Source organism: Legionella sheltonii (assembly GCF_026191355.1).
Classification (GTDB): Bacteria; Pseudomonadota; Gammaproteobacteria; order Legionellales; family Legionellaceae; genus Legionella; species Legionella sheltonii.
In genome coordinates, this window is sequence record NZ_JAPHOQ010000001.1 from 62,555 (window position 1) to 75,403 (window position 12,849).

The following is a 12,849-nucleotide window of genomic DNA, read 5'->3' on the forward strand; positions in this document are numbered from 1 at the left end:
TTTATTCTATAGCACATCAACGACGACAATGGATTAAGGGGCTGCCGAGCTTTCTTTGGCTAGAGTCATTTGAAATTTATTAAAGTACAATCGTAAAACAGAAATTTCGATAAACAGGCGCAGTATGTACCAAAAATAAACAAAAAGCATGCTATGACTTTGAACATGCAACTTCAAACAGAAAAATACTAATAAAGCGCTAAACAGATCGACCAAGCCAGTAAAGGTAACCAGTCCTGCATTATGAATAGAGCGATTGATCTTAAAATACACAATACGGTGTAAAGAAGAAAAATAACAAGAGACGATGCTAATTAATAAAAACTGCAATCCCACAAAATAAAAATTTACTGTATCAATAGAACAAATAAATAGTAAAGCTAAAATAATAATAAAATTTATGTGTTTGTTATCAATTAATTCCAGAAAGCGATCTTTGGAGTTCCCTGAACTCCAAGAGCTGATTTTGATCCCAATATATGAATCTACAAATACAAAACGAAATGTGAGAAGGCACTTCATAAATAAAGAAGTTAATGTTAAAAAACCTTGTCCCACCTGGAGAAAAATAAGTCGTCCAACAATTTGAAATAATTGTTCTCCAAGTACCGATATGCAATGGCGCAATAAAAACCATAAGTCTTCGAGGCACAGTGGCATTTTTTCAGGAACATAATTTTGGATACGAATAAAGCTGAGTAAAAACAGCTGGATAGTATGAATTAGCACAAAGGTAAATAAAAAACACAAAATAAAAAAGTGTGTGGGTAAAAAAGCAAGAGTAATTACTGCGGGAATCATCAGAAAACTGGGTGCTACACTAACCAATAGCGAAGACAAATAAGCCCCAAAACGTTGTTTATGAAAAACCAGTAAAGAAACAAATAAATTTAGAAATCCGCCAAAGGCCGCTAGAAGCATATAATAGGGATTCAAATTTGGCTTGATCACCATTATGAAGCCCACAAAGAACATAATAAAAATAAAGACTACAGAAAGTAATAAGGAGATTAATTGTTTGAAAGGCCGAACTGCAATCAAATTTAAATAGGTAAGCCTTAAGGGATCCGAGAAGAAACAAATGACAAAATACAAAGATAAATAAATCTGTAATATGTCATTTAAGGTACTAAATCCAAAGATAAAAACGAGTAATACATCTCGTAACATGCCCAGACTAGCACTACTTAGGGATAAGAGAATCCCTAAGGTATGAAGATTTATTTTTGCTATTCGCTTTTTTATATTAATCATTTACACTCTTTGGAGTTTCAATGCACTTCTTCTCCATGCAAGTTTCTTGAATAACTGAACAACGAAATCATATATGAGTGGAGTTCCTAATAAGATAAGAATCCAATCCGTCATCAGATTGTGTCTCATTGCGGTACCATACGCTATGGTGCCCAATGAAAAGATGAGACTAACAATGAAGTACAATGAGAGTAAAATCAGCGGAGATCTAATCGATTTTTTATAGAAAGCTATACTCAATTTGATTGCAGAACAAAAGAGTAGCAGTCGAGCAATATAAATAAAAGACAAGATCAAATTTAAGAGGGTCCATTTACCTGTTACTAATACCGCAGGTAAAAATGCATAGTGCAGGTACTCGCGTAGAGTCATGTAACCAAACTGAATTAAATTTTGGGGTACAAAATTACCTTTATCATAATTAGTTTTGGCATTAAACAAACTTGCCATAAACTCGGGGCTTAGTACCTCCGCATCACCATAACGAAATTTGGCTACAGTTTTATATAAACCCAAGGAAGAAATTTTTTGGGATAAATCCTTAGCCACCTCAACAGTCATGTAATTATTGTTATAAATAATTTTAGAGGCATGTACTTTTTTTTGTTCTGCTTGCTCTTGGTTCAGTTCGGTATTTGATTGATAAAATACAATGGCTAAAAGTAAGACCAAAGGTAGATAGATCAAGGAAATATATTGCTTCAGTTTTTTGGGTTCGATTAACTTTGCAACGATTTGCTCGCCATCTTTATCTTTTGCAGGGAGGATGAGTGCCATAAAGAAAAACACTGGGAGGCAAAAAAATAAACCTTTATGAAGCAAACACATAAAGAGTATGAGTAAAAAAGAGCCACCTAAATATGATAATCGAGTTGAAATTGCAAAACCACCCGATTTAAAACAGAGCAGACACTCGATTGCGAGCAGCAAGAAGGCCAGTTCAAAAGGCTCGCGCAAAATGACATTAGTCCAAAGAAGGGATGCAGGAGATAACGCATAAAGAAGCAAAATGGGAATTATATAAGTGTCCAGTTGGTAGTATTTAACAATTCTCATCAGGACAAAACAAGAAGTCATAAACATGGCTAAAGAGATTTCTTGTCCAAACAACTGAGAGATATTTATTTTATAAAATAATGCGAGTAAATTTGAAAAGAATGCGGAATCGGTGCCAAAAGAAAAAGAATTCCCTTCGGCGATGCTTTTTGCAGTAAGTTGAAACGTTGTAAAATCAATGTCTTCAACATAGCCTGGATATTTTATAAAATAATATAAGGCGATGATTTGATGAATAAATAATATGAATAATAATATGCCTTTGGTTTGCGAATCAAGTTTCATCCTATCTATAAAATAGAAGCTTCCACATAGAAGGAACCATCCCATCCAATCATTAGGATAAAAATACATACCGCCCGTTAAGAGCATTAATCCTAAAAAGACAGTTACTTTATTTTTAAAAAGGAGCATGATAAACCCTTGTATCGATTAAGCTGATTTCATTTTTTTTCATTGAAATGTATTTAGAAAAAATATTCCATTACATTATCAGTTTATGAATTGTTCCCAAATGTTTTTAAATAGAAGAACAACTTTAAACTAGAACGAACATTTCTGAAAAAAATGGCGCGATCCATGCATGTGTGATTTGAAAGTGCTCATATTATCCCATTTGGCCCAATAATTCTTTGAGTTGATGATGGCATAAATCAATTTGGCCTTCAAGTGCTAAAGCAACAAACAGCAAGAGCTCTTAGCCATATGCCTTTAAAAAACCTTTCAATAAAAGGGGAGTGCTTTTAAACCCTACTTGCTTGCAACATGACTTCTTTAAGAACCTGGCACGTTTTATCAATTTCTGATTTTAATAAACTTGGATGCACTAAAAACATCAGGCTGGTTTCCCCAAGCCTGGATGCAACAGGTAGCCGATTATTGGGGCGCCAACCGGTATTATCGAATGCTTTTTCCAAATACACTTCCGAACAGGTACCCTGATAGCAAGGAACCCCGCGATCATTTATTTCTTTTAAAATGCGACAACGATTCCAGCCTGTCGCCAGCTGAGTTTCTTCTACAAATACATAACATTTGTAAGCAGCATGAGTAATATCATCGGGAATTTGCGGGACTCTTAATCCTTTCAAAGTCGAGGCCACTTCACAAATTTGTTTTAAGTTTCCAAGTCTTTGTTGATGCCAAACCGGCATCTTTTGGAGTTGCATACGCCCAATAACCGCTTGGATTTCAATCATCCTGCCATTCGTACCAAAATTTCGATGTACCCAACGAAAGCTGGATTCATGTGTTTCGTTATATACGGCATCCCAAGATTTTCCATGATCCTTGTAAGACCACATAGAGGACCATAGCACATCATCATTTGTGGTGACCATGCCCCCTTCGCCACCCGTGGTCATAATTTTATCTTGGCAGAAAGACCAGGCACCGATGTGACCTATTGAACCAACAGAACGACCTTTATATTTTGCTCCATGAGCTTGGGCACAATCTTCTATCACATAGAGATTAAATTCTTTAGCTAATTCGAGAATGGGATCCATATCACAAGGCCAACCCGCAAGATGAACGCAGATTATGGCTTTAGTTTTAGGAGTTACTACTGCCCGAATGGTTTCTGCAGTAATGTTTTGGCTGTTTTCATCAACATCAGCAAATACCGGTATCCCTCCACACGTCACAACAGAGGAAGCTGAAGCAATGAATGTGCGTGAGGTCACGATCACCTCATCTTCTGCGTTTATGCCAATCGCTTTCAAGGCGACATCAAGTGCTATAGTGCCATTAGCTAATGCAACAGCATGTTTTGTGCCAACCCAAGCTGCGAATTCTTTTTCAAATTCTCTGCATTCATTGCCAGTCCAATAATTTACTTTATTCGAGAGAAGAACCTGATGGATTAAATCCGCTTCTTCTTTGGAGTAATTTGGCCATGGTGAAAATGGGGTATTTAACATGTTTAATCCTTTGAATTTTCTTTATAAATTTTTGCTGGTACACCGAATGCAGTGCAATGATTTGGCAAGTCATTTACAACAACTGAACCTGCCCCTACCATGACTTCTGAACCAATTTTAATGCCTTGACGAACACAAGCTCCAATGCCAATCCAGCTTAAATTTCCTACCTGCACATTTCCGGCTAAATTGGCACCAGGAGAGATATGCGCTGACAGTCCAATACGGCAATCATGCTCGATGATTGCGCCAGTATTAATAATCGTTCCCGCCCCAATGATACAGTCTGGATTTAATACTGCTCTGGCAAAAATAACAGATCCTTCTGCGATCTGGGCTGAGGAGCTAATTATTGCTGAAGGATGAATAATGGTCGCGATAGGGATATTTTCATTTAAAAATAGGGTCATTTTCTCCATGCGAACGGCATTATCGCCAATGGCAATAATAACCCCGTTGAATTCTGAGGATTGCGACAAAATCGACTGCGTGTTTCCACTAATTTTCAGTCGTCCAACTGTTTCAATATGGGGCCATCTATCATCAAAAAATGAAATATTTTGCCAACCAGAGCAAAGCGCTGCATCAGCTACAACCTTAGCGTGTCCACCAGCACCAAGAATGGCAAGTGATTTCATGAATTATTTCCTGTAAATTTTTCATTACTTACACTTCCTTGGCTCGTAATGCCTTCGCGTATCACTACTTTCTTCACTGTTAATAAGAGGATTTTGATATCTAAATAAAACGATTGATGATCTACATACCATAAATCCAATTTAAATTTATCATCCCAAGTTAAAGCATTACGGCCATTGACTTGAGCTAACCCAGTAATTCCTGGTTTCACATCGTGGCGTCTTTTTTGCTCATCATTATAAAGAGAAAGGTATTCCATTAATAGAGGCCTCGGCCCTACAAAGCTCATTTCGCCTTTAAGAACATTCCATAATTGAGGCAACTCATCTAAACTGGACGCCCTCACAAAATGGCCGAAGCGAGTTATCCGATCTTTATCTGGTAAAACCTCACCTTGTTTATCGTATAATTCTTTCATAGTCCTAAATTTTATTACTTGGAATGTTTTACCATGCAATCCTGGACGATCTTGGCGAAAAAAAATCGGTGAGCCCAAGCGATATCGGATTAACAATCCAACTATAATCAGTATGGGCATAAATACGATTAATAAGATACTCGCTAAAAGTACATCGAAAAAACGCTTAAGCAAAATTACTTCTCCGCATCCAGTTCTTTATTTTTAGGAACAATAGCATAAGATTTTGCTCTCTTTCTTACAAGATTTAAACAACAAAAGATTCTTGGAGCCCGTTGAATTATAAACCAAAAGGAACATTTGAATCCGAGCTCATATCTTATTACCCCAGTTTCTGTGGCAAATCGCTTAAGACGCGACTTCCAGTACAAAACATCGCTACTTTAAGTTCATATTCAATGGTTTGCATGCATAAACTCACTTGCTCAGCTGATTCTAAGGCTGCTTCGAGCATCGGTTTTGCATAACCAACGGTCGTTGCACCTAAGGCAAAAAGTTTCGCAGCATTTAACCCGTTAATCACTCCGCCTGAACCCCAAATTTCAAAAGCGGGTTTGAGCTCTGCCGCATGCTTTACCGAGGTTACGGTATCAATTCCCCAATTCTGAAAAGTAACGGCTGCTTGTTGTCGAATCGGATCATGCGTTGCTCTATGTCCTTCAATCCTTCCCCAATGGGTTCCTCCCAAGCCACCCACATCAATTGCGGCAATACCAATCTCATTTAAGCGCCTCATGGTTTCACGTGAAAACCCGCAGCCGGTTTCTTTAACGATAACAGGCAAAGGAAGATTCTTAACCGCATCGGCCAAAGCATGCCAGCACCCTTTATAGTCTGTTGTCCCTTCGGGTTGCATGCATTCTTGTAAGGGATTGCAGTGGATAATTAAAGCATTAGCCTGCAAGGCATCAGTTAAGCGTTGAATATCGCTTAAGGAGTAAGTGATTAATTGGGCAATTCCTAAATTGCTGTATAAGCTGACTTGGGGAAAATCACGACGTAAGTGGTGCCACTCAAAAGCGGCCTTAGGATCAGTGAGCTCACGTCTTTGTGAGCCTACACCCATCGCCCAACCATTCAACGCACACGCCTCAATCAAATGATGATTGATGTGCTTTGCACGACGATGACCTGCGGTCATGGAACTAATCAGAAACGGCTTTTCTACGACTTGACCAAATCGAGATCCTTTGATACTTACTTCATCAAAATTTAAATCGGGTAGGGCATCATGTACTAAATGGATGCTATCGAATGTACTGAGCTCTGCAGTTTGGTTTTCAGGCATTAAGGCTAATTTAATGTGGTCTTGTTTGCGTTGTTCAAACTGCTCATAGTTATTCGTCATGGATTTTGCCTGTTTTACAATTGACCTAATGTTTGGTGCATGGATATGGCCGCATTGGCTACATCGATTCCTTTGTGTCCGGCTTTTCCACCTAACCTATCCCATGCTTGCTCTTCATTATCTGTCGTCAGTACGCCAAAAAGAACAGGGATATTATACTCTAATGAGACTTGCAAACATCCTTGACACACCATATTACACACCAGATCATAATGACTGGTCTCACCACGAATGACCGCGCCTAAGGTAATAATTGCTTGTACTGTCTTTTGCATGGCAAGGCGTTTTGCAACTAAAGGAATTTCTACTGCTCCGGGAACTTCAAATGACCTGATGTCTTGTTCATTAAAGCCACGTTTCAGAAGTTGCGATATAGCTCCTTCCTGTAGCGCTTTCGTGACTTGACGATTAAACACACTGGTGATGATCGCAATGGGGAATGAACTTACTATGCTATCGTCTGAGATCGCTGTAATTTGCATAATCTGTCTCTCTTATTTTTTTGCCGTTCGTTGTAATCCGTGCAATTTAACTTTTTATGTCTGTATTTTCCACTTATTTACTTTGTGACGACCGTGTTTTGTGAAATAATTATACTGTTTTTTTGCCTGAAAACCTAATTGCTTCAATTGCGAGGAACAACTTATGAGCACAGAGCGAATAATTATTGGAATTACTGGTGCATCAGGCATGATTTATGGGATACGCCTTTTAGAACTCCTCAAACTGACGTCAATTGAAACGCATTTAATAGTGAGTAAATCTGCGCAATTGACACGCAAATATGAAACTAATTTATCCCTTACTGAATTGAAGGCATTAGCGGATGTCTATCATTCTTGGAATGATGTAGGGGCGAGTATTGCCAGCGGTTCTTTTCAAACATTGGGCATGATCATTGCCCCATGTTCCATGAAGACCTTGGCAGCAATTGCGCATGGAACCAGTGATAATCTGATCGGTCGAGCAGCAGATGTGACTTTAAAAGAGCGTAGAAAACTAGCGATTATGCCGCGTGAATCTCCTTTGCATTTAGGGCATTTGCAAAACATGGTATCACTGACACAACAAGGTGCTATCATTTGTCCTGCAATGCCTGCATTTTATACTAAGCCAGAAACTATTGACGACATAGTTAATTACAGTGTGGGTAGAATACTTGATCTTTTTAATATCGATGTGGGCATAGTGGAGCGTTGGCAGGGATGAGGGGCATTAAGCGCTGAATACCCAAATCCGCTCTTACGGGCACCTTCTGCCCTAGGGGAGAAGGGAGTTTCTCACCTCCTTGTCACATCGAGAAACCTAGCAGCAGTCTTAAATTGTTAATTCAAGACTGCTGCTACTTATTTTACGTGACCGTACAAAAGGGGAAGCCCAGGCATCGTGTATTTTGTTGTGAACTAGCCTTTGGTATTAAGCTCAACCCAATCGGCATAAGTGTCTATAAATTTTTTCAGGAACTTTTGAGTGTCTTCTTTGGTAATGTTCCCTTGGGCGTCAAATAAATCTCCTGCTCCTCCGATATAACTCTCTGGTTGTTGAAGGGTTGGTATATCTAAGAAGACAAATGATTGTCTTAAGTGGTTGTTTGCTCCAAAACCTCCAATCGCTCCAGGTGAAACGCTGATTACGGCACCTGGCAGCTTGCTCCAAATACTCTTTCCGTAAGGTCGAGAACCTACGTCGATTGCATTTTTAAGTACACCTGGAACCGAACGATTGTATTCTGGAGTGACAAATAACACTCCTTGAAAGGCTTTCATTTGTTCACGAAATTGAACCCAGGCAGCAGGGGGACGATTTTCGTCATCCAGGTCCTGGTTATATAATGGCAAATCACCAATTTCAACAATGTGTAAACTGAGAGATTTAGGTGCAAGAGAAATAAGCACTTTTGCCATTTTCCTATTTAGGGATTCTTTGCGCAAGCTGCCGACGATGACTGCGATTTTTTTACTCATGCTACAACTCCTTGTCGTATTTTAGGGGGCGTTCGTAATTGTATTATTACTTATTTTAGTAATTATTCCAGTTATTTAGGTAGTATTTCGAAGAGACAGATGTTAACAATATTGGTCAGACGCAATTATGCTTCATCGAGAGAATAGGATTGAGAATTTTAATAAAGAAAAACCCTCTATCCACTAAAATATTGTCATATTTTAAGCAAATAGAGGGTTTAATAAATGATTTAGACTACTTCAACTTCTTCAGCTTGCGGACCTTTTTGTCCGTTGCTTGGCTTGAACATTACTGTTGCACCTTCAGCAAGAGTTTTAAACCCACTGCCTAAAATTGCACTGAAATGCACAAAATAATCTTTACCGCCACTTTCTAAAAAACCGAAACCTTTGGACTCATTAAACCACTTTACTGTACCGCGAATTTTTTCTGACATGTTAATTTCCTAAATTGTTACCAGCACATTGTAGCATTATTTTATTAATTGTGCTGTTTTTTTATTAAATTTTTTTAACTTTTTTTTCATTTAACGCAAAAACAGAAAATAATGCCTGACCATCATAGTGTATTTTGGTTAAAATTTCTAATACTTTACAATCTTTTAGCCGTTTTCATTGAAAAGCATGCAGGATGGCTTTAAAAACCTTATAAAGTTCTTTTTTCTGGGGGTTCAATCAATTCAAGCCCATCTTCTTTTTTTAAAAAAGTAAAAATGATCCCTGAAAAAAAAGTCAGAATGCCAAGCATGAAAAACGTTTCATGAAATATATGAATGGATAAAACATGATTTACGGAATATTTATAAGTGAAAAAACTAAGCAAGATTGCTGAAATTGCCACACCAAAACTTTGAGCCAATTGTTGGGTGGTACTCATAATGCTGGTTGCCGCACTCATATTGTTTTCTGTGATGTTGGCATATGCGAGTGAATTCATACCCGTATACTGTAATGCGATTAAAAATCCGTACATAAAAGTCAAAAAGGCAATAACGTACACTGAAGTAGATTGGGTAATGGAAAAAAAGGACCAAAGAGACATACTGACTAAGACTGTATTGATAATGAGTAAATTTTTATAGCCAAGCCAGCGAAGTATATAGAATGATACGGGTTTAACCAAAAAAACGCCCACAGCAATTGGGGCAAGCAATAGGCCGGATAGACGAGGTGTATAACCTAAAGCAATTTGTAAGAGTAAAGGCAATAAAAAAGGAACACCTCCAAAACTGAGGCGAGCTAATAAATTTCCTGCAACAGAAATAAAAAATGTACGGATATGGAACAGTTCTACTTTAACAATGGGATGCTTTCTTTTATAGGAGTGTTTGGTATATCCCCCCAATAAAAGGAATGCAATAAAGAGTGCAGTAATGGTTTGGGGTACCGTTGCAGTCGATTCGCTAACCATCGATAAACCGAAGGTTAAGGTAGCCAGGCCACTGCCAAAAAGAATAAAGCCCAATTTATCCAGTGGTGGAACCGGGCGCGGGGGCATGTAAGGCAATAATTTGCTTGATAAACCTACGGCAAGGATTCCAACAGGAATATTGACCCAGAAAATCCACCGCCAGGAAAAACGATAGGTAATAATTCCTCCTAATAATGGCCCAAGCATCATGCCTAAGGAGGCAACCATGACGACGATAGTCATTTTGGCGATTAACTCATGTCGCTCACAGGTTCGTAAAATAATGAGTCGGCCAATGGGCATAGTTAATGAGCCCCCTAAACCTTGAACGATACGTGCACTAATTAATTCCCATAAATTATTGGTAAACCCGCACCAAATGGAGCTCAAAGTAAATACAGAGATAGCCGTCATAAAAACGATTTTTATACCAAATTTGTCAGCGATCCAGCCACTAATCGGAATAAAAATGGCTAAACTCAACAGATAGCTAATCAGCGCTAATTTTAAATCCACAGGATTGACATTTAAACTCTGTGCCATCACGGGAATTGCCGTATTAATGATGGTTGTATCCACTGCTTCCATAAACATGGCAAAAGAAACAATGAATAGGATGATATTTTTTCTCATGGGTTCAGTATATCAATAAGAGATAAATTAAAAAAATCCCCTCTCCCACTTATGGAAGAGGGGAAGGGGTGATGGTGTCCCTCATCCGCCCTATGGGCACCTAGCCCCATTGTGGGAAGAAGGGAGGTCTTGGGTGCTTTCGTTGCTTCAGGCTAAGATTCACTCAATAAACTCTTCAGTCCGGCTAAATGCGATTTAGCCAAATTTTTTGATTGCTCCTCCGAGCGTTCCACATTTTTACCAAACCACTCCAAATGCTCAGGGGGTAGCTCATCTAAGAATCGACTGGGTAAACAGTCTTGCAATTCTCCGGCTCGACGTCTTTGTTTGGCTAAGGTAAAACATAATCCTTTTTGTGCCCGGGTAATCCCAACATAAGCCAAACGTCGTTCTTCTTCAATTTGCTCTTCATCAATGCTTACCCGATGGGGTAATAACTCTTCTTCCATACCCACCAAATAAACGTAAGGAAATTCTAAGCCTTTTGATGCGTGTAAGGTCATCAGTTGTAAGGTCTCATTATCTTGCTCATCGGCTTGTTCCAATATGTCGATCAAAATTAATTTGTTGATGATTTCAGCTAAAGTTTGTTCTGGATTTTTAGTTAACAAACGTCCTACCCACTCCAATAACTCCCAGACATTGTCCATCTTTTTCTGAGCCTTTGCTGGGGTGTCACATTGTTCGTAAATATAAGCCTCGTAACCACTGTCTTCGACCATTTGTTTTAAAAGCTCAATAATCGATCCGTTGGTTAATCGCTTTTTGATTTCTTCTATCCAGGCTTTAAAAACAAGCAGTGCAGCTCGAGGTTTTTCTGCAACATACTCGCTGAGGGCAAGATGATCTGCTGCAGCATAAAGGCTAATCCCTCGGTTTTGGGCATAGTGTCCTAAGGCATCAAGACTGGACTCGCCTATGCCACGCTTGGGCGTGTTAATTACTCTTAAAAAAGCGGCATCATCTGCCTCATTGCACAACAATTTCAAGTAGGCAAACACATCTTTGACTTCTGTTTTGGCAAACCACGATTGACCGCCACTGATGTTATAAGGAATACCATAATGGCGAAGTACTTTTTCAAACACGCGTGATTGATGATTGCCCCGGTATAAAATGGCGTAATCACCATATTCTGTTCGGGCGCGTAGTTTATGACTAATTAAATCAGCCACGACCTGCTCTGCTTCATCATTCTCATCCTTACAACGAATTACACGTAACAGTTCGCCGTGGCCAAACTCGCTCCATAATTTTTTTTCAAACAGATGTTGATTGTTGGCGATGAGGTGATTGGCGGTATGTAAAATAATGTTCGTTGAACGGTAATTTTGTTCTAACTTAATTATCTTTAATTGAGGGTAATCCTGCTGTAATTGTTGCAAATTTTCAGGTTTGGCACCCCGCCATGCATAAATTGATTGGTCATCATCCCCTACTACAGTGAAACGTGCTTGGATTCCAGTTAATTTTTTTACCATAAGATATTGGCTGGTATTGGAGTCCTGGTATTCATCAACCAATAAGTGACGTATTTTGTTTTGCCAGTATTCTGCTACCGATGGATGTTCGGTCAAGAGACTAACGGGAAGACGAATTAAGTCGTCAAAATCAACCGCATTGTAGGCTTTTAGTGCTTGCTGATAACGCGGGTACAATAGGGCTGCTTCTTCATAATAAGGGGCATCAGAAGGGTTGTTAACGACTTGCTCTGGGGTGAGGAAATCATTTTTCCAGCGCGAAATTCGTTGTTGAATTTGGAGGATAAATTCGCGTTCCGTTGCTTTATTTGTAGGTAAAAAACCTCTTAGGATTTGTAAACAGTCTTCACTGTCAAAAATAGAAAAGCCTTTTTTCAGATCACATAAAGCAAGATCATGTTTAATCATGCTTAAGCCTAAAGTATGGAAGGTTGCTACCTTTAAACCTCGGCGATTTGCTGCTGGCAGAACGGCGGCAACGCGAGCACGCATTTCATTGGCTGCTTTGTTCGTAAAAGTTACGGCACATACTGTGTTGGCGGCGTAGCCGCAAGTATTAATTAAATAGCCTATTTTTTGCGTTATGACTCGTGTTTTACCGCTTCCAGCTCCAGCAAGAACTAATAAAGGTCCATCAATATAACGTACCGCTGCCATTTGTTGGCTATTCAACATCTTAAGGGGTTCTCACTCAAAAAAAGAGCAATTATTGCCCGCTTAGGC

12 protein-coding genes are annotated in these 12,849 nt (G+C 39.0%); 1 reads left to right on the plus strand and 11 read right to left on the minus strand.

The genetic code is table 11. From position 1 onward, the window contains the following. Positions 1-33 precede the first annotated feature (33 nt). The 7 genes from OQJ26_RS00255 to ribH form a co-directional block, all read right to left on the minus strand. Entirely contained in the window at positions 34-1,254 is a 1,221-nt protein-coding gene (locus tag OQJ26_RS00255) for a hypothetical protein (protein ID WP_265701906.1), read from the minus strand. Further along, a complete protein-coding gene (locus OQJ26_RS00260) occupies positions 1,255-2,724 on the minus strand; it encodes a hypothetical protein (protein ID WP_265701907.1) in 1,470 nt (489 codons plus the stop codon). 329 nt (positions 2,725-3,053) lie between these two features. After that, positions 3,054-4,232, minus strand: a complete 1,179-nt coding sequence (locus OQJ26_RS00265; protein ID WP_265701908.1) for a DegT/DnrJ/EryC1/StrS family aminotransferase — start codon at positions 4,230-4,232, stop codon at positions 3,054-3,056. 2 nt (positions 4,233-4,234) lie between these two features. Then, complete coding sequence (locus OQJ26_RS00270; RefSeq protein WP_265701909.1) at positions 4,235-4,870, minus strand: acetyltransferase; 636 nt, start codon at positions 4,868-4,870, stop codon at positions 4,235-4,237. Beyond that, the gene (locus OQJ26_RS00275) at positions 4,867-5,463 is read right to left on the minus strand and encodes a sugar transferase (RefSeq protein WP_322783947.1); all 597 of its coding nucleotides are present in this window, start codon (positions 5,461-5,463) and stop codon (positions 4,867-4,869) included. The genes OQJ26_RS00270 and OQJ26_RS00275 overlap by 4 nt, the downstream gene beginning before the upstream one ends. Positions 5,464-5,611: 148 nt before the next feature. Continuing rightward, positions 5,612-6,637, minus strand: a complete 1,026-nt coding sequence (gene fni / locus OQJ26_RS00280) for a type 2 isopentenyl-diphosphate Delta-isomerase (protein ID WP_265701910.1) — start codon at positions 6,635-6,637, stop codon at positions 5,612-5,614. Between the two features lie 14 nt (positions 6,638-6,651). Continuing rightward, positions 6,652-7,119, minus strand: coding sequence for a 6,7-dimethyl-8-ribityllumazine synthase (gene ribH / locus OQJ26_RS00285; RefSeq protein ID WP_265701911.1), 468 nt, complete (start codon positions 7,117-7,119; stop codon positions 6,652-6,654). A gap of 163 nt (positions 7,120-7,282) precedes the next feature. Between ribH and OQJ26_RS00290 the strand changes: the two genes are divergently transcribed. Then, positions 7,283-7,846: a UbiX family flavin prenyltransferase gene (locus OQJ26_RS00290; protein ID WP_265701912.1), complete on the plus strand. Its 564-nt coding sequence runs from the start codon at positions 7,283-7,285 to the stop codon at positions 7,844-7,846. Between the two features lie 194 nt (positions 7,847-8,040). Here the strand turns inward: OQJ26_RS00290 and OQJ26_RS00295 are convergent, their stop codons facing one another. From OQJ26_RS00295 to OQJ26_RS00310, 4 genes are all read right to left on the minus strand, one after another. After that, positions 8,041-8,601 carry an NADPH-dependent FMN reductase gene (locus OQJ26_RS00295; RefSeq protein ID WP_265701913.1) on the minus strand — a complete coding sequence of 187 codons (561 nt, stop codon included), beginning with the start codon at positions 8,599-8,601 and terminating at the stop codon, positions 8,041-8,043. A 230-nt stretch (positions 8,602-8,831) separates the two neighbouring features. Continuing rightward, positions 8,832-9,038 carry a cold-shock protein gene (locus tag OQJ26_RS00300; RefSeq protein WP_028382507.1) on the minus strand — a complete coding sequence of 69 codons (207 nt, stop codon included), beginning with the start codon at positions 9,036-9,038 and terminating at the stop codon, positions 8,832-8,834. A gap of 209 nt (positions 9,039-9,247) precedes the next feature. After that, the gene (locus OQJ26_RS00305) at positions 9,248-10,645 is read right to left on the minus strand and encodes a DHA2 family efflux MFS transporter permease subunit (protein ID WP_265701914.1); all 1,398 of its coding nucleotides are present in this window, start codon (positions 10,643-10,645) and stop codon (positions 9,248-9,250) included. A gap of 152 nt (positions 10,646-10,797) precedes the next feature. Continuing rightward, the gene (locus tag OQJ26_RS00310; RefSeq protein WP_265701915.1) at positions 10,798-12,801 is read right to left on the minus strand and encodes a UvrD-helicase domain-containing protein; all 2,004 of its coding nucleotides are present in this window, start codon (positions 12,799-12,801) and stop codon (positions 10,798-10,800) included. Between the last annotated feature and the right edge of the window lie 48 nt (positions 12,802-12,849).

What these genes read in the sequence shown, in the direction of transcription:
- OQJ26_RS00265 (WP_265701908.1), bottom strand. Translation starts at nt 4,232, where the DNA reads ATGTTAAATACCCCATTTTCACCATGGCCAAATTACTCCAAAGAAGAA.
- OQJ26_RS00310 (WP_265701915.1), bottom strand. Translation starts at nt 12,801, where the DNA reads ATGTTGAATAGCCAACAAATGGCAGCGGTACGTTATATTGATGGACCT.
- OQJ26_RS00270 (WP_265701909.1), bottom strand. Translation starts at nt 4,870, where the DNA reads ATGAAATCACTTGCCATTCTTGGTGCTGGTGGACACGCTAAGGTTGTA.
- OQJ26_RS00290 (WP_265701912.1), top strand. Translation starts at nt 7,283, where the DNA reads ATGAGCACAGAGCGAATAATTATTGGAATTACTGGTGCATCAGGCATG.
- OQJ26_RS00295 (WP_265701913.1), bottom strand. Translation starts at nt 8,601, where the DNA reads ATGAGTAAAAAAATCGCAGTCATCGTCGGCAGCTTGCGCAAAGAATCC.
- OQJ26_RS00305 (WP_265701914.1), bottom strand. Translation starts at nt 10,645, where the DNA reads ATGAGAAAAAATATCATCCTATTCATTGTTTCTTTTGCCATGTTTATG.
- OQJ26_RS00300 (WP_028382507.1), bottom strand. Translation starts at nt 9,038, where the DNA reads ATGTCAGAAAAAATTCGCGGTACAGTAAAGTGGTTTAATGAGTCCAAA.
- ribH (WP_265701911.1), bottom strand. Translation starts at nt 7,119, where the DNA reads ATGCAAATTACAGCGATCTCAGACGATAGCATAGTAAGTTCATTCCCC.
- OQJ26_RS00260 (WP_265701907.1), bottom strand. Translation starts at nt 2,724, where the DNA reads ATGCTCCTTTTTAAAAATAAAGTAACTGTCTTTTTAGGATTAATGCTC.
- OQJ26_RS00255 (WP_265701906.1), bottom strand. Translation starts at nt 1,254, where the DNA reads ATGATTAATATAAAAAAGCGAATAGCAAAAATAAATCTTCATACCTTA.
- fni (WP_265701910.1), bottom strand. Translation starts at nt 6,637, where the DNA reads ATGACGAATAACTATGAGCAGTTTGAACAACGCAAACAAGACCACATT.